19 protein-coding genes are annotated in these 19,718 nt (G+C 55.5%); 18 read left to right on the forward strand and 1 reads right to left on the reverse strand.

Annotated elements, in window-relative coordinates; translation table 11 throughout:
- Window positions 1-186: 186 nt before the first annotated feature.
- Entirely contained in the window at window positions 187-1,401 is a 1,215-nt protein-coding gene (locus tag ACFQ14_RS01735; RefSeq protein WP_377210969.1) for an acyl-CoA dehydrogenase, read from the reverse strand.
- Between the two features lie 267 nt (window positions 1,402-1,668).
- On the opposite strand from ACFQ14_RS01735, the gene ACFQ14_RS01740 reads away from it, so the two are divergent.
- From ACFQ14_RS01740 to ACFQ14_RS01825, 18 genes are all read left to right on the forward strand, one after another.
- On the forward strand, window positions 1,669-3,042 hold the full coding sequence (locus tag ACFQ14_RS01740; RefSeq protein ID WP_377210970.1) for a substrate-binding protein: 1,374 nt from the start codon (window positions 1,669-1,671) through the stop codon (window positions 3,040-3,042).
- Window positions 3,043-3,143: 101 nt separating this feature from the next.
- On the forward strand, window positions 3,144-4,175 hold the full coding sequence (locus tag ACFQ14_RS01745) for a branched-chain amino acid ABC transporter permease (protein ID WP_377210971.1): 1,032 nt from the start codon (window positions 3,144-3,146) through the stop codon (window positions 4,173-4,175).
- 4 nt (window positions 4,176-4,179) lie between these two features.
- Window positions 4,180-5,373 carry a branched-chain amino acid ABC transporter permease gene (locus ACFQ14_RS01750; RefSeq protein ID WP_377210972.1) on the forward strand — a complete coding sequence of 398 codons (1,194 nt, stop codon included), beginning with the start codon at window positions 4,180-4,182 and terminating at the stop codon, window positions 5,371-5,373.
- 11 nt (window positions 5,374-5,384) lie between these two features.
- A complete protein-coding gene (locus ACFQ14_RS01755) occupies window positions 5,385-6,200 on the forward strand; it encodes an ABC transporter ATP-binding protein (RefSeq protein WP_377210973.1) in 816 nt (271 codons plus the stop codon).
- Window positions 6,197-6,943, forward strand: coding sequence for an ABC transporter ATP-binding protein (locus ACFQ14_RS01760; RefSeq protein ID WP_377210974.1), 747 nt, complete (start codon window positions 6,197-6,199; stop codon window positions 6,941-6,943). Before ACFQ14_RS01755 ends, ACFQ14_RS01760 begins: the two co-directional genes overlap by 4 nt.
- A 90-nt stretch (window positions 6,944-7,033) precedes the next feature.
- Window positions 7,034-7,225, forward strand: a complete 192-nt coding sequence (locus tag ACFQ14_RS01765) for a hypothetical protein (RefSeq protein ID WP_377210975.1) — start codon at window positions 7,034-7,036, stop codon at window positions 7,223-7,225.
- A 55-nt stretch (window positions 7,226-7,280) separates the two neighbouring features.
- Window positions 7,281-8,282 carry a LacI family DNA-binding transcriptional regulator gene (locus ACFQ14_RS01770; RefSeq protein ID WP_377210976.1) on the forward strand — a complete coding sequence of 334 codons (1,002 nt, stop codon included), beginning with the start codon at window positions 7,281-7,283 and terminating at the stop codon, window positions 8,280-8,282.
- 173 nt (window positions 8,283-8,455) lie between these two features.
- The gene (locus ACFQ14_RS01775; protein WP_377210977.1) at window positions 8,456-9,697 is read left to right on the forward strand and encodes an ABC transporter substrate-binding protein; all 1,242 of its coding nucleotides are present in this window, start codon (window positions 8,456-8,458) and stop codon (window positions 9,695-9,697) included.
- A gap of 125 nt (window positions 9,698-9,822) precedes the next feature.
- Window positions 9,823-10,851: a carbohydrate ABC transporter permease gene (locus ACFQ14_RS01780; protein ID WP_377210978.1), complete on the forward strand. Its 1,029-nt coding sequence runs from the start codon at window positions 9,823-9,825 to the stop codon at window positions 10,849-10,851.
- A 1-nt stretch (window position 10,852) separates the two neighbouring features.
- Window positions 10,853-11,734: a carbohydrate ABC transporter permease gene (locus tag ACFQ14_RS01785; protein WP_377210979.1), complete on the forward strand. Its 882-nt coding sequence runs from the start codon at window positions 10,853-10,855 to the stop codon at window positions 11,732-11,734.
- A 5-nt stretch (window positions 11,735-11,739) separates the two neighbouring features.
- Complete coding sequence (locus tag ACFQ14_RS01790; protein ID WP_377210980.1) at window positions 11,740-12,792, forward strand: ABC transporter ATP-binding protein; 1,053 nt, start codon at window positions 11,740-11,742, stop codon at window positions 12,790-12,792.
- Complete coding sequence (locus ACFQ14_RS01795) at window positions 12,792-13,784, forward strand: hypothetical protein (protein ID WP_377210981.1); 993 nt, start codon at window positions 12,792-12,794, stop codon at window positions 13,782-13,784. The genes ACFQ14_RS01790 and ACFQ14_RS01795 overlap by 1 nt, the downstream gene beginning before the upstream one ends.
- Window positions 13,785-13,918: 134 nt before the next feature.
- Complete coding sequence (gene hisD / locus ACFQ14_RS01800) at window positions 13,919-15,247, forward strand: histidinol dehydrogenase (RefSeq protein WP_377210982.1); 1,329 nt, start codon at window positions 13,919-13,921, stop codon at window positions 15,245-15,247.
- A 5-nt stretch (window positions 15,248-15,252) separates the two neighbouring features.
- Complete coding sequence (locus ACFQ14_RS01805) at window positions 15,253-16,278, forward strand: ester cyclase (protein ID WP_377210983.1); 1,026 nt, start codon at window positions 15,253-15,255, stop codon at window positions 16,276-16,278.
- A gap of 82 nt (window positions 16,279-16,360) precedes the next feature.
- A complete protein-coding gene (locus ACFQ14_RS01810) occupies window positions 16,361-17,128 on the forward strand; it encodes an SDR family NAD(P)-dependent oxidoreductase (RefSeq protein ID WP_377210984.1) in 768 nt (255 codons plus the stop codon).
- Between the two features lie 9 nt (window positions 17,129-17,137).
- A complete protein-coding gene (locus tag ACFQ14_RS01815; RefSeq protein ID WP_377210985.1) occupies window positions 17,138-18,115 on the forward strand; it encodes a nuclear transport factor 2 family protein in 978 nt (325 codons plus the stop codon).
- Between the two features lie 4 nt (window positions 18,116-18,119).
- Entirely contained in the window at window positions 18,120-18,755 is a 636-nt protein-coding gene (locus ACFQ14_RS01820; RefSeq protein ID WP_377210986.1) for a pyridoxamine 5'-phosphate oxidase family protein, read from the forward strand.
- A complete protein-coding gene (locus tag ACFQ14_RS01825; protein ID WP_377210987.1) occupies window positions 18,745-19,716 on the forward strand; it encodes a cupin domain-containing protein in 972 nt (323 codons plus the stop codon). Before ACFQ14_RS01820 ends, ACFQ14_RS01825 begins: the two co-directional genes overlap by 11 nt.
- Window positions 19,717-19,718 lie beyond the last annotated feature (2 nt).

Below are 19,718 nucleotides of genomic sequence, written 5' to 3' on the forward strand. Positions count from 1 at the left end.
GTAAATACAAATGTATTAAAATTTTAGGAATATACGGAAAACTGAAGTCAAAGCCTTTCTATGCTTCGAATAGGTCGCGTTATTTTTTGCTAGAACCCCATATGAGAGGATCAGATGAATACCAAAAACTTGCTACTTCGGTTCGAAAATGGACAACCGCTTAGCGTTAGATCGGCCACGTTGTTCTTAGAAAAACGCCTGCAACCCCGTCTGCGCCCGGCCCAAGATTAGAGCGTGCACATCGTGCGTTCCTTCATAGGTGTTTACCGTCTCCAGGTTCACCATGTGGCGCATGATTTGGTAGTCCTCTTGGATGCCGTTGCCGCCGTGCATGTCACGGCTCATGCGGGCAATGTCCAGCGCCTTGCCGCAATTGTTGCGCTTGACGAGGGAGATCATTTCCGGTGCGGCGTTGGCTTCGTCCATCAGGCGACCGACGCGCAGGCTGCCCTGCAGGCCCAGCGTGATTTCGGTCTGCATGTCGGCGAGTTTTTTCTGGAACAATTGGGTTTGCGCCAGCGGGCGGTTGAACTGTTTGCGGTCGAGGCCGTATTGGCGCGCGGCGTGCCAGCAGAATTCGGCGGCACCCAAAACGCCCCATGAAATGCCGTAGCGGGCGCGGTTGAGGCAGCCGAATGGGCCCTTCAAGCCCTGAATGTCGGGCATCAACGCGTCTTCGCCGACTTCCACATTGTCCATAACAATTTCGCCCGTGACCGAAGCGCGCAGCGAAAGCTTGCCGCCAACCTTCGGCGCAGTCAGGCCTTTTGTGCCTTTATCGAGAATGAAGCCGCGGATCGTGCCGCCGTGTTCCTCGGACTTGGCCCAGACGACGAAGACGTCCGCTATCGGGGCGTTGGAAATCCACATTTTCGAGCCGTTGAGCACATAGCCGTTGGCGGTGCGTTTGGCAGTGGTTTTCATCCCGCCCGGATCAGAGCCAGCGTCGGGTTCGGTGAGGCCAAAGCAGCCGATCCATTCGCCGGTAGCGAGTTTGGGCAGATATTTGCGCCGTTGCTCTTCCGAGCCGTAGGCGTAGATCGGATACATGACGAGCGAGGATTGTACCGACATCATTGAGCGGTAGCCGGAATCGACCCGCTCCACTTCGCGGGCCACGAGGCCGTAAGAGACATAGTTTGCGCCCAAGCCGCCATAGGTTTCCGGCACCGTTACGCCAAGAAGCCCCATCTCGCCCATCTCGCGGAAGATTGAGGTGTCGACGGTTTCCTCCCGGTAGGCTTCGATCACGCGCGGGGCGAGCTTTTCCTGCGCAAAATTGCGGGCCGCATCGCGCAGCATGCGTTCTTCTTCTGTGAGCTGGTCTTCCAGCAAGAAGGCGTCATCCCAAGAGAATGTGTTGAGGGAAGGCAGGCTTTGCGCGGCGAGTTCATAGGCCATGTGGATCGCTCTCGTATGTCGTGAAAATCGGGCTCCGATGTTAGCGCGAAAATGTCAGATGGTAGTGGTGGCGTCAAACGCTGCGGATGTGACGTAGTGTTATACTCTAGTGTTACGTTTTGAGTGCCATCCCGGCGCTCTAATCCCAAAGACTCGATTGATGCTGTGCTAAGCTGCGGCTTACAAAGAGGATGGGAGGTCATGGCTGCGCGATCGTGCAGCCGGACGCTTCGGCTTACGAACCTTATATCCTTGGGAGGATTTAACTTGAGCAACAAAGACATCACACGTCGTAGCGTTGTGAAAACCGGCGTAGCAGCAGCCGCTGCCGTTGGCGCAACGCCTTTCTTCTTTTCCCGCGCATCCGCTGGAAACCACGCCGGCTATCTGAATGCCCCACAAGGCGACACGGTTACTCTGGGCTTCAACGTTCCCCAGTCCGGCCCATACGCCGACGAAGGTGCGGACGAGCTTCGCGCATATGAACTTGCTGTTGAACATCTCAATGGCGGCGGCGATGGCGGCATGATGAACACGTTCTCGTCCAAAGCGCTGAAGGGTAACGGTATCCTTGGCAAGAAGGTCGCTTACGTGACCGGTGACACGCAAACCAAGTCAGACGCTGCGCGTGCTTCGGCCCGTTCGATGATTGAAAAAGACGGCGCGGTGATGATCACCGGCGGATCGTCTTCCGGTGTGGCCGTGGCTGTGCAGGCGCTTTGCCAAGAGGCAGGCATCATCTTCATGGCGGGTCTGACCCACTCCAACGACACGACCGGCAAGGACAAGAAGGCCAACGGCTTCCGCCACTTCTTCAACTCCTACATGTCCGGCGCCGCGCTCGCGCCGGTGCTTGCGAAAGCCTATGGCACAGACCGTAAAGCCTATCACCTGACAGCGGACTACAACTGGGGTTACACCACAGAGCAGGCCGTGCGTGAATCGACCGAGGCTCTCGGTTGGGAAACCGTTAGCGCCGTGAAAACACCGCTGACGCAGACCGACTTCTCGTCTTACATCGCGCCTGTTCTTCAGTCCGGTGCCGACACGCTGGTTCTCAACCACTACGGTGGCAACATGGTCAACTCGCTGACCAACGCTGTGCAGTTTGGCCTGCGCGACAAGCAGGTGAACGGCAAAGACTTCCAGATCATCGTGCCGCTCTACTCCCGCCTGATGGCGAAGGGTGCTGGCGCGAACGTGAAGGGTATCTTCGGTTCGACAAACTGGCACTGGTCGCTGCAGGACGAAGGCTCCAAAGCGTTCGTTAAATCGTTCGGCACGAAGTATGGCTTCCCGCCATCACAGGCTGCGCACACCTGCTATGTTCAGGCTTTGCTTTACGCAGATGCGTGTGAGCGCGCTGGCACATTCAACCCGTGCGGTGTTGTCGAAGCGCTTGAAGGCTTTGAATTCGACGGTATGGGCAACGGCAAGACGCTCTACCGCAAGGAAGATCACCAGTGCTTCAAAGACGTGCTGGTTGTGAAGGGTAAAGAGAACCCAACTTCCGAGTTCGATCTTCTCGAAATCGTCGAAGTGACACCGGTTGAGCAGGTGACTTATGCTCCTGATCACCCACAGATGCGCGATGCAAACGGCAATGTCGTAAACATTGGCACCTGTAACCCGGGCGCTTAAGCCTCGGGACACTTCTCGGGGCGGCTCCTCAAAGGGTCGCCCCGAACTTCATCTAGCATGATGCGACGACGGAACGGGGAGGGCCTTCACGGGCACCGACTATGGAAGCTATTGTTCTTCAAATTTTGAACGGCCTGGATAAAGGATCCGCTTATGCGTTGATCGCTATGGGCCTGACGCTCATTTTCGGCACGCTTGGCGTGGTTAACTTCGCCCACGGTGCGTTGTTCATGATCGGTGCGTTTTGCGCGGTTACACTCAGCCGTATCCTGACGCTGTCGCATACGATCATCGACGAAACGAAAACCGACTTTCTCGGCAATCCGCTCAAGGTGGAAGTGCCGTATATTTACGATTTTTTCGGGGAGGCTGCGGGGAACGTCATCATCGACTGGGCCGTGCCCATATCCATCTTGTTCGCTATCCCCGTGATGATGCTGATCGGCGTCGCTATCGAGCGCGGCCTGATCAAACACTTCTACAAGCGCCCCCATGCGGATCAGATTTTGGTGACGTTTGGCCTTGCCATCGTCCTTCAGGAAATCATCAAATATTTCTACGGAGCCAACCCGATCCCAACGCCTGCGCCTGATGCGTTCAAAGGCTCTTTCGATTTCGGTGCGGCAATGGGCTTTGATCCCAATGTGATAATCTATCCCTATTGGCGCTTGGTCTATTTTGGCTTCGCTACGGTTGTCGTGGGAGCTGTCTTTGCCTTCCTCCAGTTCACAACGTTTGGCATGGTTGTGCGCGCTGGTATGGCAGACCGAGAGACTGTGGGGCTGCTCGGCATCAACATCGACAAGCGCTTCACCATAATGTTCGGATTGGCGGCAGCGGTCGCTGGCCTTGCCGGGGTAATGTACACGCCGATCAACTCGCCCAACTACCATATGGGCATGGATTTTCTGGTGCTCAGTTTCGTGGTTGTTGTTGTGGGTGGCATGGGCAGCCTTGCTGGCGCTGTGCTGGCAGGTTTCCTACTCGGTATTTTGGAAAGCTTCGCATCAATGGGTGAGGTGCTCGAATATTTGCCGGGGCTGAACCAGATCATTTTGTATCTCGTCGCAATTATCATTCTGCTTACCCGTCCGCGGGGTCTGATGGGCCGCGCCGGCGTGATGGAGGATTAACGCTATGCTTGGTCTTGAGAAAAAGGACTTTCAACTGCTGATGCTGGTCATCGTTTTGACCCTGTTTGCGCCGTTTTTCCTCAATCCGTTTCCGGTTGACTCAACGATGGATCAGTTCAATGCGGGTTACCCCGACTTGATGCAGCGCTTCGTCATCTTTGGAATTTTTGCCATCGGCTTCAACATACTGTTCGGCCTAACGGGTTATCTCAGTTTCGGTCATGCGGCGTTTCTCGGTGCCGGTTCTTACGCCGCCATTTGGATGATGAAGTTGCTCACGATGAATGTTGTCCCGGCAATTTTTCTGTCCATTGTTGTGGCCGGGCTGTTCAGTCTGGCGGTGGGATATATCTCGCTTCGGCGCTCGGGCATTTATTTCTCGATTCTCACACTGGCCTTCGCTCAAATGTCGTATTCGCTCGCTTATTCGGTGCTGACGCCGATCACCGGCGGTGAGACTGGTTTGCAGCCTAAGTTGGCAGATCCGCGCATTTTGGACGGACCGTTGGAGCCGGGCGCTTCACCAAGCGCAAATCTGTTCGGATTGGATATGGGAGCAAGCTACGAATTGGCGATTGGCGGCTGGCTTTTCACCTTCAACGCTGGCTACTACATCGCTGCTCTGCTGATGGTGCTTTCGTTTTATATTGCCATCCGAATTTTCCGCTCGCCTTTCGGACTGATGCTGAAAGCTATCAAGTCGAACCAGAATCGTCTTGGTTATACGGGCATCAGCACCAAGCCTTATACGCTGGCAGCGTTTGTCATTTCCGGCATGTATGCCGGTCTTGCCGGCGGCTTGATGGTGTCTATGGACGCACAGGCTGGTGCCGAGCGGATGTTCTGGACCGCCTCTGGTGAGGTGGTGTTGATGACCATCCTGGGCGGTGCTGGCACACTGATCGGGCCTGTGCTGGGCGCGGGCATGATCAAGTATATGGAAAACATCTTCTCCAAAATTAACGAGAGAGTTCTGGACGGCTGGTTCGCTTGGATGCCGGAAACTCTGCAGGATATCTTTGTAAGCGTTGTTTATCCCTTTGTTGGCAAGGGCTGGCATCTGACTTTGGGTCTGGTGTTCATGCTGGTTGTTATCTTCCTGCCCGGCGGGTTGATGGAAGGTGTCAAACGCATTGGCGATAAGTTTTCGCGCAAGAAATCGCCATCGGTAGCGGCGCAAACCGCGCCGGCGGAATGAAGGAGGGTGACATGACTGCTAGCGAAACAGTTGAAGCCGAAGCAGGCCGCACCTTCGAACGCGGGACGCCCAATTCCGTTCTGCACATTGACGATGTTCACAAGAGCTTCGCGGGACTGCATGCGCTATCCGATGTTGATCTTGATGTGCGTGAGGGAGAGACGCACGCGATTATCGGACCTAACGGAGCGGGCAAATCCACGCTGCTGAACGTCTGCGTCGGCCGTTTGAAGCCGGATCGTGGCGCTGTCGTTTTTGATGGAACAGTGCTGACGGGCAAGACGCCCTATGAGATCAACCAGCTCGGTGTTGCGCGGGTGTTCCAAACGCCAGAAGTGTTTCCTGATCTGACGGTTTTGGAAAACGTGATGGTGCCGGGCCTCTCAAAGCGCGATGGTCAATTCACACTTGATCCGTTCAAGCATATGCGACTCGAAAAGGAGCTGCGCGAAGAAGCGGAGCACGTTCTGGAAAGCGTTGGCCTGCAAGCGCAATTGTCTGACAATGCTTCAGTGATGTCGCGCGGCGACAAGCGGCGATTGGAGTTGGCCATGGGCCTTATCCAGAAGCCGCGTCTGTTGCTGCTGGATGAGCCGACGGCGGGCATGGCGCGCGCTGATACCAATGCCACGATTGATCTTCTCAAAAAGATCAAAGAAGGCGGCATGACTAAGGTGATCATCGAGCATGATATGCACGTTGTCTTCTCACTGGCCGACCGTATTTCCGTTTTGGCGGGCGGGCGCATTATTGCGCAGGGCACACCAGAAGAAATCAAGGTCAATCCGAAGGTGAAAGAAGCCTATCTCGGGGAGGAACAGGTATGAGCGCGGCAGAAATCATCGAAGAGCCAGAGACCGCGCAGGCGGAATATTTCTCCATTCGTGGAGTCAGTGCCTATTATGGCGACAGCTACATTGTACAGAATATTTCATTCGACGTCGCTGAAGGTGAGATTTGCGCTTTGTTGGGCCGAAACGGTGCTGGCAAAACGTCTACGCTCCGCGCAATCGCACGACTGGACGAACCAGAAGTACGCTCCGGCGAAATCTGGCTGGAAGGCCAACCGATTCATTCGTGCAAGAGCTATCAGGCTGCGGCTGCTGGTATCCAGCTCGTGCCAGAGGACCGACGGATTATTCAGGGTCTTACGGTTGAAGAAAATCTCGATCTCGCTGTCATTGCCGGCACAAAAGGCTGGGATTTCGAGCGGATCTACGATCTTTTTCCGCGCCTGAAAGAGCGTCGCAAGCAGGAAGGCACAACGTTGTCCGGTGGCGAGCAGCAAATGCTGGCGATCGGGCGTGCGCTTGCCAAAGATCTAAAGTTGCTTTTGCTGGACGAGCCTTATGAGGGGCTTGCACCTGTCGTTCGCCACGATATCGAAAAGGCGCTCATTGAAGTTCGCAATGCGGGCATTACCACAATCATTGTGGAGCAGAATGCTGTTGCTGCGCTGAAACTGGCTGATACAGCGATTATTCTCGACACGGGCGAAGTGGCGTTTACGGGGACGGCGAAAGAGGTTCTCGACAACGAGCAATTGCGTCACGATTACCTTGCCATCTGATCGCCAGCGGTTTTACGCTTAAGTAACCCATTCTCTATGCTCCTGCCGCCGGTTAACCGAGTGTTGGCGATTTTGGTGCAGGGTTGATGAATGGTTTTCGATCTCAACAAACGCCCGCTCGCAGCCTTTGCGCTGCTGATCCTTTCCGCATTGATGTGCGTTGAGATGGTTGCGCGAATTGCGCCCTATCACGCTGCTGCGCTGGGCGTTTCGGTTTTGACCATGCTGATGATTCTGGTGGTGGTCTTGCCAGTTGCCGGACTGGTTCGCACCCAGCGCTGAGCACAGTTGAGGGAAGGCTTGCACCAAGCCCTCCACCCATGATTACTTGTTTTCCATGGCTAAACCTTCAGTCACCTCTGCCGATGTTGCCCGTCTTGCGCGGGTCTCTCAGTCGGCCGTCAGTCGCACGTTTACACGGGGGGCTTCCGTCTCCGAGGATACACGCAGCAAAGTGATGGTTGCCGCCAAGCAACTTGGTTATCGGCCCAACGCCTTGGCCCGTTCACTGATTTCAGGCAGATCCGGAATAATCGGAATTGCCGTCGCTTATCTGGACAATCAGTTCTATCCCGTTGTCATCGAACGGCTGTCTCGCGCGTTGCAGGTTGAGGGGTATCATACGCTGTTGTTCATGACCGACCCTGGCGATCAAGACAAAGTGGTTCAGGAAATTCTGCAATATCAAGTCGAAGGCGTAGTGATGGCATCGGCCCATCTGTCATCGTCGATGGCGCAGGAATGTGCTGACCACGGTATTCCGGTGGTGTTGTTCAACCGTTATGTTTCTTCAACGCCAGCAAGCTCGGTCACCTCCGACAACATTGCTGGCGGACGGGCTGTGGGTCGGTTTCTCGCGCAAGGTGGGCATGAGCGTATTGCCTTTATCGCGGGGTTTGAATTGGCTTCGACAAGCCGCGACCGAGAGGCGGGGTTTTATCAAGGTTTGGCGGAAGAAGGCATGGTTTGCCATGCACGTGCTGTGGGCGCTTACACATCAATGGGGGCCACTGACGCCGCGAGGGAGCTGTTTTCCCGCAAAGACAAGCCGGACGCAGTTTTTGTGGCCAACGATCATATGGCCTTCGCGGTGATGGACGTTTTACGCAATGATCTGGGCCTGCGCATCCCGCAAGATGTCTCCGTGGTCGGATATGATGATGTTCCGCAAGCTGCTTGGGGCGCTTATGATCTTACAACGGTGGAGCAGCCTGCAGATGCTATGATTGCAGCGACAAAAGATATTTTGCTGGAGCAGATTGCTGCTGGTGCCGTCTCGCGCCGGGCCAGCGTCCTGCACGGTGAGCTCATCATTCGGGGCAGTGCGCGCACTGGCTAACGGCGCCCTTTTGCGTACAGGTCTAACCTGTAACACAATAAGCACTTGCATACGTATGCAAGCCTGTGTTTTCCTTGGCAGAACCGCAGGCCCATGCTTAGCTTTCGGCAACTCCAGCTCGCATTGTCGATCAGACAAGTGAAACAGGGTTAAAAATTCAAAGGGAGACTTCCATGAAATCCATGATCAAAACAGCACTCGTCGGTGCGCTCATGCTGGCCGGTTCCAGCTATGCTTATGCCGATTGCGGCATTTCCAAAGGCCGTGTCAGCATCGTTGGCAACGAATTTCCAGCCATTCAAACCGTTGGTAAAGGCGCAATGGCCTGCGCTACCGACAGTGTAGAGGTTAAAGCCAATCTGACCGCCGATCACCAGAAGATCAACGTGCAGGGCATGTCCAACAATCCTGCCGAATACACGTCAGCCATCGTTGCCAATTCGTCGATCGTTGCGCTGATGAACGAAGACGTGATCCGTCCGCTTGACGATTTGGTTGAAAAGCACGGTGGCAAGCTGAAGTCGAACCAGCTCATCACCATTGATGGCAAGGTTATGGCTGTTGCGTTCATGGCTAACGCGCAGCACCTCGTCTATCGTAAGGATATTCTGGAAAAAGCTGGTATCGCACCGCCGAAGACCTACGAAGAAATGTTGGCTGGCGCCAAAAAGATCAAGGACATGGGCCTGCTGGAATATCCTCTTGGCGGACCGTACAAGGCCGGTTGGAACCTCGCGCAGGAATTCAACAATATGTATATTGGCTACGGCGGCGAGTTCTTTGAACCGGGCACGGCCAAAGTCTCCATCAATAACGAGCAGGGCGTGAAGGCTCTCGAAATGATGAAGGCGCTGTCTGAATACATGAATCCAGACTATCTGACTCACGATTCCAACGCGACAAGCGCGGAATGGAAAGCCGGCAATGTGGCCATGATGCATATGTGGGGTTCGCGCGTCGGGCCGCTGCGTGACACGGAAGGCTCCAGCAAAGAGGTTTCCGAAAACACTGCAATTGATGCTCCGCTAACCGTCGGTGGCGGTTCAGTGCCAGCAACCACGCTATGGTGGGATGGCTTTACAGTCGCCAAAAACATCTCCGATGAAGACGCAGAGGCCACCTTCATTGCGCTCACGAAAGCGATCGATCCTTCCATGCTGAATGATGAGACATCACCGCAGGCTGTTTGGCTGATCGATGGTTATAAGCCAACTCCTGCAGCTGAAGGCGTGTTCAAGACAGCTGGAATGGGTGCAAAGCCCTATCCAATGCGTCCGTTCCAGGGTCTTCTTCATACCGCTCTCGGTGCTGAAATTGCAGACTTCATGACAGGTAAGGAAAGCGCGGAGAAGACGCTTGCTGATGTCGAAGCGGCGTATACAGCCGCCGCAACTGAAAAAGGCTTCCTCAAGTAGAAAGTCACAAGGGCGGGCCGAAGATTTCAGGCCCGCCCTTTTCTTTTAGAGACTGTCGATTTTCGGCGCATATTTCGCGCTTGGCTTAATTTGTATCAGGTGGGCTTGGGAGGGTCCGACGGGGCATGAAACACCGCACATTCTTTTGGTTTTTCCTTCCAACCGCGCTAGCGATGATGTTGTTCATCGCGTTCCCCATCGTGTCTGTACTGATGCAGTCGGTCTACACGGACCATGACCAGATTTTCAAAACCGTGCAAAATTGTGGGCCTTTTGGCTGCACGGAAGAAACCAACGTCGACAATGAAGCGATGGCGGAACTGAACGCTGCGGAACCTTGGGGTAAATTTGTCGGCCTCGATATTTACTTTGACCGTGGGCATCTAGCGACAAAGGAAGTGGCGGCTGCATGGCGCACTGCGCCAACTTTGGGAGCTTTCTTCTCGGAACTGACAAATCTGCCGTTCTACCGCGCGTTGACATTCACGCTGACCTACACTTTCACGGCCACGCCTCTGTTGATTATTTTGGGTTTTTCGATTGCGGTTGCTGTGAACGCGCTGAACAAAAACCTCAAAGGTTTGGTGATATTCTTCTCGTTGTTGCCGATGATCGTCACCCCGCTGATCGGCTCGCTAATCTTGTTCTGGATGATCGACTCGCGCGGAATTCTGGGTAATTTCTTGCAATGGCTGGTCAACGATCCAGACCTTTCTTTGAAAGCCTCCACCACGCTGACATGGATAATGCTGATCGTTTACGGTGTTTGGAGTTCCGCGCCTTTCGCTTTTGTGGTGTTCTATGCGGGATTGCAAACGCTTCCGCAGGATACACTTGAATCCGCCATGATTGACGGCGCGACCCGCTGGCAACGCATTCGCTATGTTGTGATCCCGCACCTGATGCCGCTGGTGACATTCGTGGCGCTCATACAGATCATGGACAATTTTCGCGTGCTGGAACCGATCATCGGCTTCAGCGCCGAGGCCCACGCGACATCGCTCTCGTGGATTATTCTCAACGATTTGGGCGGAGAGACGCGGTTGCTCTCTTCCGCGGCAACAACGTCCGTGCTGACGGTGATTGGTGTCGCGATTCTGCTTTCACCCGTTCTGGTGCGCACGTACCGCGACTTCAACAGGAAGGCTCATTGATATGTCGACCTCGGTTGAAAGAAAAAGCACTGGACTTCGGATCTTCTCCGCAGCCTTCATCACGATCTGGTTGATCGTCGCCGCTTTTCCATTCTTCTGGACGCTGTGGGGATCCTTCAAGGTGGAGTTGGATTTCTTCTCTATCGCAGATTGGACAAACGCGCTAACGGGAGCCCGCACGCAGGTCGTATACGGCACGCCGTTTACTGGCGCCGGCTACTATGGCGCTTGGGTGCAGGAAGAGTTTTGGCGAGCGGTGATGAACACCGCCATTGTGTGTATTTTCGTTGTGTGCACATCGCTCACGATCGGCACGTTGGGCGGCTATGCTCTCTCGCGCTCAGGCTTCCGCTACACATTCTGGTTGTTGCTGATCGCATTGATCTTCCGCGCCTTGCCTCCTATCACGCTGGTCTCCGGCTATTTGGAGCCGTTCTTTGCCTACAATGTCTGGGGCATTTTGCCGACGACGATCATTGTGCTGGTTGCTATCAATCAGCCGTTCACGCTTTGGATGCTGCATTCATTCTTCGAGAACATCCCGAAAGACCTCGACGAATCCGCCAAGGTGGATGGTTGTACCCAGTTTCAGGCGTTCCGCCACGTGATCATTCCCGTGATGTGGCCAGGTGTGATCACCACGGGTCTGTTTTCGTTCTTGCTTGCCTATAATGATTTTGCCGTGACCACGCTGCTTCTGTCGAAAGAGAACCAGACGATGATACCGAAAATCGCGTCCTTCCTCGGCACAACGCAGACCGAAGGCAATGTCATGTTTGCAGTTGCGGCAGTGGTGTCCGCCACGGCACCGCTGTTCATTCTCGTCATGTTCTTCCAGCGCCAGATCGTCAGTGGGCTGACGGCAGGCGCGGTGAAAGGTTAAATTCGATGGCTGGTATCAGGCTCGATAAGGTCACAAAACGCTGGGGCGATTTCGTCGGCGTGGACACGTTCTCGCTGGACATTCCCGATGCGGAATTTCTCGTTCTTCTCGGCCCATCAGGCTGCGGTAAGACAACAACGATGCGGATGATTGCTGGCTTGGAAACGCCAACGACCGGTGATCTCTATATCGGTGATCAGCGGGTCAACGATCTGGAGCCAAAGGACCGCGACATCGCTATGGTGTTCCAGTCTTACGGTCTTTATCCGAATATGACGGTCTATGAAAACATCCGCTTCCCGCTGAAGGTGCGCAAGGTTGATCCGGCCACGCACAATGACCGAGTGATGCAGGCTTCTGCAATGGTTGAGCTTGATGATTTCCTGCATCGCCGCCCTGCGGAACTTTCCGGCGGTCAGCGTCAGCGAGTTGCCCTTGCGCGTGCGATTGTGCGTAAGCCGACGGTCTTCCTGATGGATGAACCCCTGTCGAATCTGGATGCCAAGTTGCGTGTGTCAACGCGTGCGCAGATTAAAAATTTGCACAGCCAACTGAACACGACGACCATCTACGTCACCCATGATCAGATCGAAGCCATGACCTTGGCCGATCGGGTTGTGGTGATGAACAAAGGCCTCGTGCAACAGGTCGGTACGCCGACCGATATTTACGATACGCCTGCCAACACATTCGTTGCTGGTTTTATTGGTTCGCCCGCCATGAACCTGATGGAAGGCAAGTTGGAAGGTGGTGTTTTCAATGGAGAAAACGTCACGATCAAAGGCTTGACCAAAAAATATTCCGGCCCTGTCACCTTGGGTTTCCGCGCTGAAGATGCCGAGATTGCTAGCAAAAAGGCGCAGATTGGTTCAAAGGTCTATTCGATGGAACTGCTCGGCGAAGCGACCATGGTGACCATGAAAGCTGGCGGAGCGCTTGTGGCCGTGAAGGCTGGTAAGGAATACCGCTCCAAAATTGGTGACGCAATTTCTGCCTCAGTTCCCCCCTCGATCTGCCACCTTTTCGATAAGTCCACAGGTGAAAGAATTGCGGTCTAATGGCCCAGACAAACAAGCCGCTTTATAAGCACTATCTTGATGCGTTCGCGCATCCGGGCGAACAGCAATTCCGCGATGCCGTGGCTGGTTTCATCGCGCCCGATGCGAAGATGAATGTTGTCCATCCGTTTAACGACATGTCCGGCGCGGACTATTTCGACACGTTTATCGCTTCATTGCTTGGTTCATTCGATGGTCTTCACCGTCGTGACTATTTGCTCACGGAGGGTGGATTTGAGGGCGGTGACTGGGTGTCATCCACCGGCTATTATGTGGGGCATTTCAAGCGGGATTGGCTGGGCATCAAGGCCAGCGATGCTTTGCAATATCTGCGGGTGGGCGAATTTCACCGGATTGAAAATGGTCGCTCGGTTGAAGCCTATATCTATCTCGATATTCCCGAATTGATGATCTCGGTTGACCAGTGGCCGGAACTTGAAAGTCCGGCGGTTGTGCCAGGGTATACAGGCATGATTCCCGGCCCCGCGACCAGTGACGGTCTGGATTTATCGCCCCGTGATCCGGTCCTGTCGCAGTCTTCCCTTAAGATCGTCACACAGATGCTTGATGGACTTGCCACGAAGGATGAAGCATGGCGTCCGTTCTGGCACGAAAACATGATGTGGTATGGCCCCGGCGCTTTTGGCAGTTTTATCGGCGTGGACAATTTTCACGCGTTTCAGGTGCCGTTTGAAGGGTTGTTTTCGCACTGGATCGGTGGCTCGAAAGAGGGCAGCGAGACCAGACATTTCACCCGTCATGGTGATGGCAATTACGTCTGCTCTGGCGGCTGGCCATCGCTGAATGCGCACCAGATCAAGCCGTTTTTGAGCCAACCCGCAACCAACAAAACGCTCTATATGCGGGTATGCGATTGGTGGCGGCGCGAAGACGATCTGCTGGTGGAAAACTGGGTATTTGTCGATATACCGCACGTGCTTTTGCAGATGGGGTATGACCTGTTTGCCGAAATATCCAGGCAACAAAAATAGTGGACTGAGATGGTGTGCAATGCACTTTATGGCGCTTGTTGTTTCCACTTGCATACGTATGCAACTGGGTTAGTGCTGTACGATAAATTGGACGCGCCATCGGTTTTGACAGCCCGTGAACGAGGAGAAACGTAATGATCCGCCATTTGAAAACCGCGCGCAGTGAGGAATTGCGCGCTGAGGACGACGCGAAGGTTCGCGCAACCGTTGAAGGTATCTTGGGCGATATTGAAAAACGCGGCGATGCGGCCGTGCGGGAATTGTCTGAAAAGTTTGACAATTATTCGCCGGAGAAATTTCGCCTGTCTGAGCAAGATATTGAGCGCGCGATGAGCCAAGTGGCAAAGCGCGATATTGAGGACATCAAATTTGCCCAAGTGCAAATCCGCGCTTTTGCCGAAGCGCAGCGGGCTTCCATGACGGATATTGAAGTTGAGACGATGCCAGGCGTGATCTTGGGGCACAAAAACATCCCCGTGCAGTCGGTCGGCTGTTATGTGCCGGGGGGCAAATTTCCGATGGTGGCGTCTGCGCATATGTCGGTGCTGACAGCATCTGTCGCCGGCGTGCCACGCATCGTCGCTTCCGCGCCCCCGCAGAACGGTGAACCACATCCGGCAATTGTCGCCGCCATGCATATGGGCGGCGCGCACGAAATTTATTGCCTCGGCGGCGTGCAGGCTGTCGGCGCGATGGCGATTGGCACGGAGACGGTGGAGCCGGTTCACATGCTCGTGGGGCCGGGCAATGCGTTTGTGGCGGAGGCCAAGCGGCAGCTTTTTGGCCGCGTTGGGATTGATCTGTTCGCTGGACCGACGGAAACGATGGTGATCGCGGACGAGACGGTGGACGCCGAAATGTGCGCCACTGATCTGCTGGGGCAGGCCGAGCACGGCTACAATTCGCCCGCTGTTTTGTTGACCAATTCCGAGAAATTGGCACGGGAGACGATGGATGAGATCGCGCGGATTTTGACCATTCTGCCGACGGCTGAAACGGCTGCGAAAAGCTGGGAAGATTATGGTGAGGTGATCGTCTGCGACACCTATGACGAGATGCTGGAAGTCGCTGACGATATCGCCTCCGAGCACGTGCAAGTGATGACAGACCGCGACGACTGGTTCCTTGAGAACATGACGTGCTACGGCGCTCTTTTTCTTGGCCCACGCACCAATGTTGCCAATGGGGACAAGGTGATCGGCACGAACCACACGCTGCCGACGAAGAGGGCCGGGCGCTATACGGGCGGTCTTTGGGTCGGGAAATTCCTGAAAACGCATTCCTATCAGAAAGTTCTGACCGACGAAGCGGCGACTACCGTTGGTGAATACGGATCGCGACTTTGCATGCTGGAAGGTTTTGTCGGCCATGCGGAGCAGTGCAACGTGCGCGTGCGCCGTTATGGCGGTCGCAATGTGCCTTATGGTGCGGCTGCCGAACCATTGACGGACGCGGCGGAGTAAACCGTTTGTCCGCATCCCCTTCATCGCTGAAAGCGCGGCTTGAACCGTTTCGCCAAGCCTTCGCAACGGCCACACTTTCGGATATTTCGGCGGCGGTGGCTGATGTGTTTGCAGACGATGCGGAGGTCCACCTGTGCCATCCGTTTGGCAGCATGGTTGGGCCGCAGGCTCTGGTTGAAAGCGCCTATAAGCCCTTGATCGAGGCGATCCCTGATCTGGAGCGGCGGGACATGATCGTAATGGCCGGCACGTCGCTCGAAGGGCGCTCAATGGTGGGCATGATGGGCAATTACTTTGGCACGTTCCATGCGCCTTTTCTCCACATCCCGCCAACGGGCCGTCTGGTGCATATGCGGTATCATGAGTTCTTTCTGCTGGAGGACGATAAGGTCGTTGAGATGCAGGCGATCTGGGATATTCCTGAACTGATCATGCAGGCGCGGGCCTGGCCGATGGCACCGCAGCTTGGCGCCCTGTTGATGACGCCTGCGCCGATGAGCGGCGACGGCCTGACGGTTGAAGGCGATGGCAAAGCGGCGATGGATGCGGTGATAGCCATGCTGACCGACATGTGCCGCCACCCGGCCGAAGGCGGGCCCGAAGTCATGCGGCTGGAAGAACACTGGCACGAGCGGTTCAACTGGTATGGCCCCGCGGGCATCGGCACGTGCCGGGGTGTGAGCGGTTTTCGCAACGTGCATCAAATACCGTTTCTGCGCGGCATGCCGGACCGCAAGCTCGATGCGATGGGTGATTTGATGTCCCATTGGATCGGTGAGGGCGAATATGTCTGTGAAACGGGCTGGCCCAACATGCGGCTCACACTTTCCGGCGATGGCTGGATGGGCGTTGCGCCCTCCGGCAAGGAAGTCCTGCTGCGCAGCCTCGACTTCTGGCGCATGGAAGGCGATGTGATCCGCGAAAACTGGGTGCTGGTGGATTTGCTCGATTTTTACCGACAGGTTGGCGTCGATGTATTCGCGCGTATGCGGGAACTGACGGGCCATACGCTCGTGGGGGAACGGCTGTGAAAGAGCGGATTAATTGTGCGGCGGGCGGGCGACCGCGTGCTATGAAGAACGCCACAAAAATTCACTTCAAGGCAGCGCAGTCATGACCAACCTTCCCAAACCACCTTCCTTCCGCGTCGACGGCAAACGTGCGCTTGTGACGGGGGCGTCGCGGGGTATCGGCCTTGGGGGCGCTGTGGCGCTGGCGGAAGCCGGGGCTGAAGTGGTGATGGCGGCGCGCAATGAGGAAGAGATTGGCCACGCGGCGGAAATGCTGCGCGCACAGGGATGGAAGGCCAAGGGCATTTCGCTCGATGTGGGCGATCACGATCAGATGGTATCCACAGTGCGCCAATACGGACCCTTCGACGTGCTGTTCAACAATGCGGGCACGAATGACCCGACGCCTTACATTGAGGTGACGGAAGAGAATTTTGACAAGATCACGGACCTGAATCTGAAGGCGGCTTTCTTCGTGGCGCAGGAAGTGGCTAAGGGCATGATCAAGGCTGGCAAAGGCGGTTCTATCATCCACACGTCAAGCCAGATGGGTCATGTGGGCGGCATCGACCGTTCGGTCTATTGCGGCTCGAAATTCGGCATTGAAGGCGTGACCAAAGCGTCTTCCATCGAATTGGCCCAACACCAGATTCGCGTAAATACGATCTGCCCGACCTTCATCCGCACCCCGATGACGCAATCGACCTTCGACAATCCGGAGCGTGTTGCGTGGCTGGAAGAGAAGATCAAGCTCGGCCGTGTGGGCGAGATTGAAGACATCATGGGGGCGGTGGTTTTCCTCGCCTCCGAGGCATCGTCTCTGGTGACGGGGACTTCCCTTTTGATCGACGGCGGCTGGACCGCAGACTAAGGACCGAACATGAGCGACGACTTCAAAGGCTTCTCGCAGCGCTGGAAAGACTTCCCCGATTACATCATCGGCATCACCAAAGAGATTTGGGAAGATCGCGGCATCGCCACGCTGAACGAGTACTACGCCAAAGATATCGTTGTCCGCTCGCCCATGGGCATTCAGCGCGGCAACGAAGTCGTGAAGGCATCGACGATGGCAACGTGCTACGAATTTCCCGACCGCGAACTGTTTGGCGAAGATGTGATCTGGAGCAGCGATCCAACGGGTTATCTGTCGTCACACCGGCTGAACACGCGGGCGACGCACACCCACGACGGCGCGTTTGGCAAGGCGACCTTTCTGCCCTTCAACATCAAGGTGATTGCCGATTGCGCCGCTAAAGAGAACACGATTTTCGACGAATGGCTGATCCGCGACTATGGGGGTATCGTGCGTCAGCTCGGCATGAACCCACGCAAATATGCCAAGCGACTGATCAAAAACGAGGGCGGGCCGGACAAGTGTTCCAAGCCGTTTACACCGGACCAAGATATTGATGGCGGCTATCACGGGACAGGCAATGACAACGAATGGGGCGAGAAATACGCGGCCATTCTCACCTCGATCATGGAGATGGATTTCAACGTCATCAAACGCGAATACGACCGCGCCGTGGTCGGCGAATATGCCGGTGGGCGCATCGGTTTGAGCTTTGGCGACGTGGATGAATTCTGGGTTGGTCTGCGGTCGGCCTTTCCCAATGCGGAGTTCAAGATCCACCATCAGATCGGCAATGAGGGCAACATGATGCCGCCGCGTGCTTCCGTGCGCTGGTCGCTGGACGGTAAGCACGAAGGCTGGGGCGCCTTCGGGCGGCCAACCGGCGCGCATGTTCACGTGATGGGCATGTGCCACGCTGAATTCGGCCCTTGGGGCTTGCGGCGCGAGTTTGCGCTGTATGACGAAGTGGCGATCTGGAAACAGATTTTGATGCAGACGGGGTGATGTCTTGGATAGTTTTGCTGATCTAATGTTCACAGATGCTGTGTCCGCCTATCAAAAAGCGGACGGCTCGTACGAGCGTTTTCAGAAATCGTACCAAAACCGTTTCAAGGGCGATCTTGATGAGGACGCCAAAGCCTTTATTGAAAGTCGCACGTCTTTCTACATGGCAAGCCAAAACAGCGATGGCTGGCCTTACGTCCAGCATCGTGGCGGGCCTGCTGGTTTCCTCAAAGTGATCGGCCCGACGCGGATAGGTTTTGCCGACTACCCCGGCAACCGGCAGTTTGTAACGCAGGGCAATCTCGATGCAGATGGCCGCGTGGCGCTCATCTTGATGGACTATCCGCGTCAGGCACGTTTGAAGCTTCTAGGCCATGCAACTATGATGGCAGCGTCTGCGGATTATGCTCTTGCCAAAGAACTTGAGCAGGAAAATGGGCCTCGGCCGGAAAGGCTTGTCGTGATTGATGTAGCGGCAATGGACTGGAACTGTCCGAAATATATTGAACCACGTTTCACGGAAGCCGAAATTGCCAAGATGATGGCCCCCCGGATCGAAGCATTGTCGACGCGCAATCAGCAATTGGAGGCGGAAATTTCCGCGCTTAAGCAAGGTATGGGAAAGCAAAATGACTCCTGAAGAAATGGAATCCCGTATCGTTCGTTATGGCGATCTGAAGCCGTGCAAGACGGCATTTATCGATGCGCACACGCCTGGCAGCGACCAAAAAGAGAACTTCACGATCATTGGTGGTGGTGTCTCTGAAAGCCCGGATCAGCACGTGCATATCGCGATCCCGCACGGTTTCAACATTGGCGCTGCGGGGCAGCCGCCGAAGTGCCGCAATTCGCTGCATTCGCACCGCACAGCGGAGGTGTTCTTCGTGCTGTCCGGGCGCTGGCGGTTCTTCTGGGGGCGCTATGGCACGGCGGGTGAGGTGACGCTGGAGAAGGGCGACATCATCAATATTCCGACGGGTATCTTTCGGGGTTTTGAAAATATTGGAACCGATTACGGGATGATCATGGCGATCCTCGGCGGCGATGATGCTGGTGGTGGCGTGGTTTGGGCTCCACAGGTGATCCAAGACGCTCAGGACCACGGGCTGGTGTTGGCCGAGACGGGAAAATTGTATGACACCAAGCAGGGCCAAGCCCTGCCGGACGGTGTGAAGCCGATGCCGATTATGAGTGATGAAGACGCCAATCGTTACCCCTCACCGACGACCGCGGAAGTGGTGCCGCATTATGTCGCTCGCTATTGGGACATGGTGGCTTTGGCTGATCGCAAGCCTGTTCTGGTGATCGGTGAAAACGGCATGTTGCGCGACCGGCCCGGCTTTGAAGTTGGCTTGCTGACGCGCGGCGCTTCGACCACTGACATGCACAGCCATGACCGGCCTTCCGTTCTAATGCCCGTGACAGGCCACTGGCGCGTGGTTTGGGACGGCGGCGAGACGACTTTGGCGCCCGGAGACACGATGAGCGTGCCGGAAAATCTCAATCACACAGCCTATCCCAGCATGACGGGTGACGCGGCCTTGTTCCACATCGTCGCGACGGATGATCCGGCCGGGCCGACAGCTACAGATTTGAACTGAGG

Origin of the sequence: Pseudahrensia aquimaris (assembly GCF_042676045.1) — a bacterium.
Lineage (GTDB): Bacteria > Pseudomonadota > Alphaproteobacteria > Rhizobiales > Rhizobiaceae > Pseudahrensia > Pseudahrensia aquimaris.

Excerpts from the sequence above, each read along its gene's own strand:
- ACFQ14_RS01735 (WP_377210969.1), bottom strand. The coding sequence starts at position 1,401 with ATGGCCTATGAACTCGCCGCGCAAAGCCTGCCTTCCCTCAACACATTC.
- ACFQ14_RS01810 (WP_377210984.1), top strand. The coding sequence starts at position 16,361 with ATGACCAACCTTCCCAAACCACCTTCCTTCCGCGTCGACGGCAAACGT.
- ACFQ14_RS01795 (WP_377210981.1), top strand. The coding sequence starts at position 12,792 with ATGGCCCAGACAAACAAGCCGCTTTATAAGCACTATCTTGATGCGTTC.
- ACFQ14_RS01760 (WP_377210974.1), top strand. The coding sequence starts at position 6,197 with ATGAGCGCGGCAGAAATCATCGAAGAGCCAGAGACCGCGCAGGCGGAA.
- ACFQ14_RS01765 (WP_377210975.1), top strand. The coding sequence starts at position 7,034 with ATGGTTTTCGATCTCAACAAACGCCCGCTCGCAGCCTTTGCGCTGCTG.
- ACFQ14_RS01815 (WP_377210985.1), top strand. The coding sequence starts at position 17,138 with ATGAGCGACGACTTCAAAGGCTTCTCGCAGCGCTGGAAAGACTTCCCC.
- ACFQ14_RS01750 (WP_377210972.1), top strand. The coding sequence starts at position 4,180 with ATGCTTGGTCTTGAGAAAAAGGACTTTCAACTGCTGATGCTGGTCATC.
- ACFQ14_RS01780 (WP_377210978.1), top strand. The coding sequence starts at position 9,823 with ATGAAACACCGCACATTCTTTTGGTTTTTCCTTCCAACCGCGCTAGCG.
- ACFQ14_RS01785 (WP_377210979.1), top strand. The coding sequence starts at position 10,853 with ATGTCGACCTCGGTTGAAAGAAAAAGCACTGGACTTCGGATCTTCTCC.
- ACFQ14_RS01770 (WP_377210976.1), top strand. The coding sequence starts at position 7,281 with ATGGCTAAACCTTCAGTCACCTCTGCCGATGTTGCCCGTCTTGCGCGG.
- ACFQ14_RS01755 (WP_377210973.1), top strand. The coding sequence starts at position 5,385 with ATGACTGCTAGCGAAACAGTTGAAGCCGAAGCAGGCCGCACCTTCGAA.
- hisD (WP_377210982.1), top strand. The coding sequence starts at position 13,919 with ATGATCCGCCATTTGAAAACCGCGCGCAGTGAGGAATTGCGCGCTGAG.
- ACFQ14_RS01790 (WP_377210980.1), top strand. The coding sequence starts at position 11,740 with ATGGCTGGTATCAGGCTCGATAAGGTCACAAAACGCTGGGGCGATTTC.
- ACFQ14_RS01775 (WP_377210977.1), top strand. The coding sequence starts at position 8,456 with ATGAAATCCATGATCAAAACAGCACTCGTCGGTGCGCTCATGCTGGCC.
- ACFQ14_RS01745 (WP_377210971.1), top strand. The coding sequence starts at position 3,144 with ATGGAAGCTATTGTTCTTCAAATTTTGAACGGCCTGGATAAAGGATCC.
- ACFQ14_RS01825 (WP_377210987.1), top strand. The coding sequence starts at position 18,745 with ATGACTCCTGAAGAAATGGAATCCCGTATCGTTCGTTATGGCGATCTG.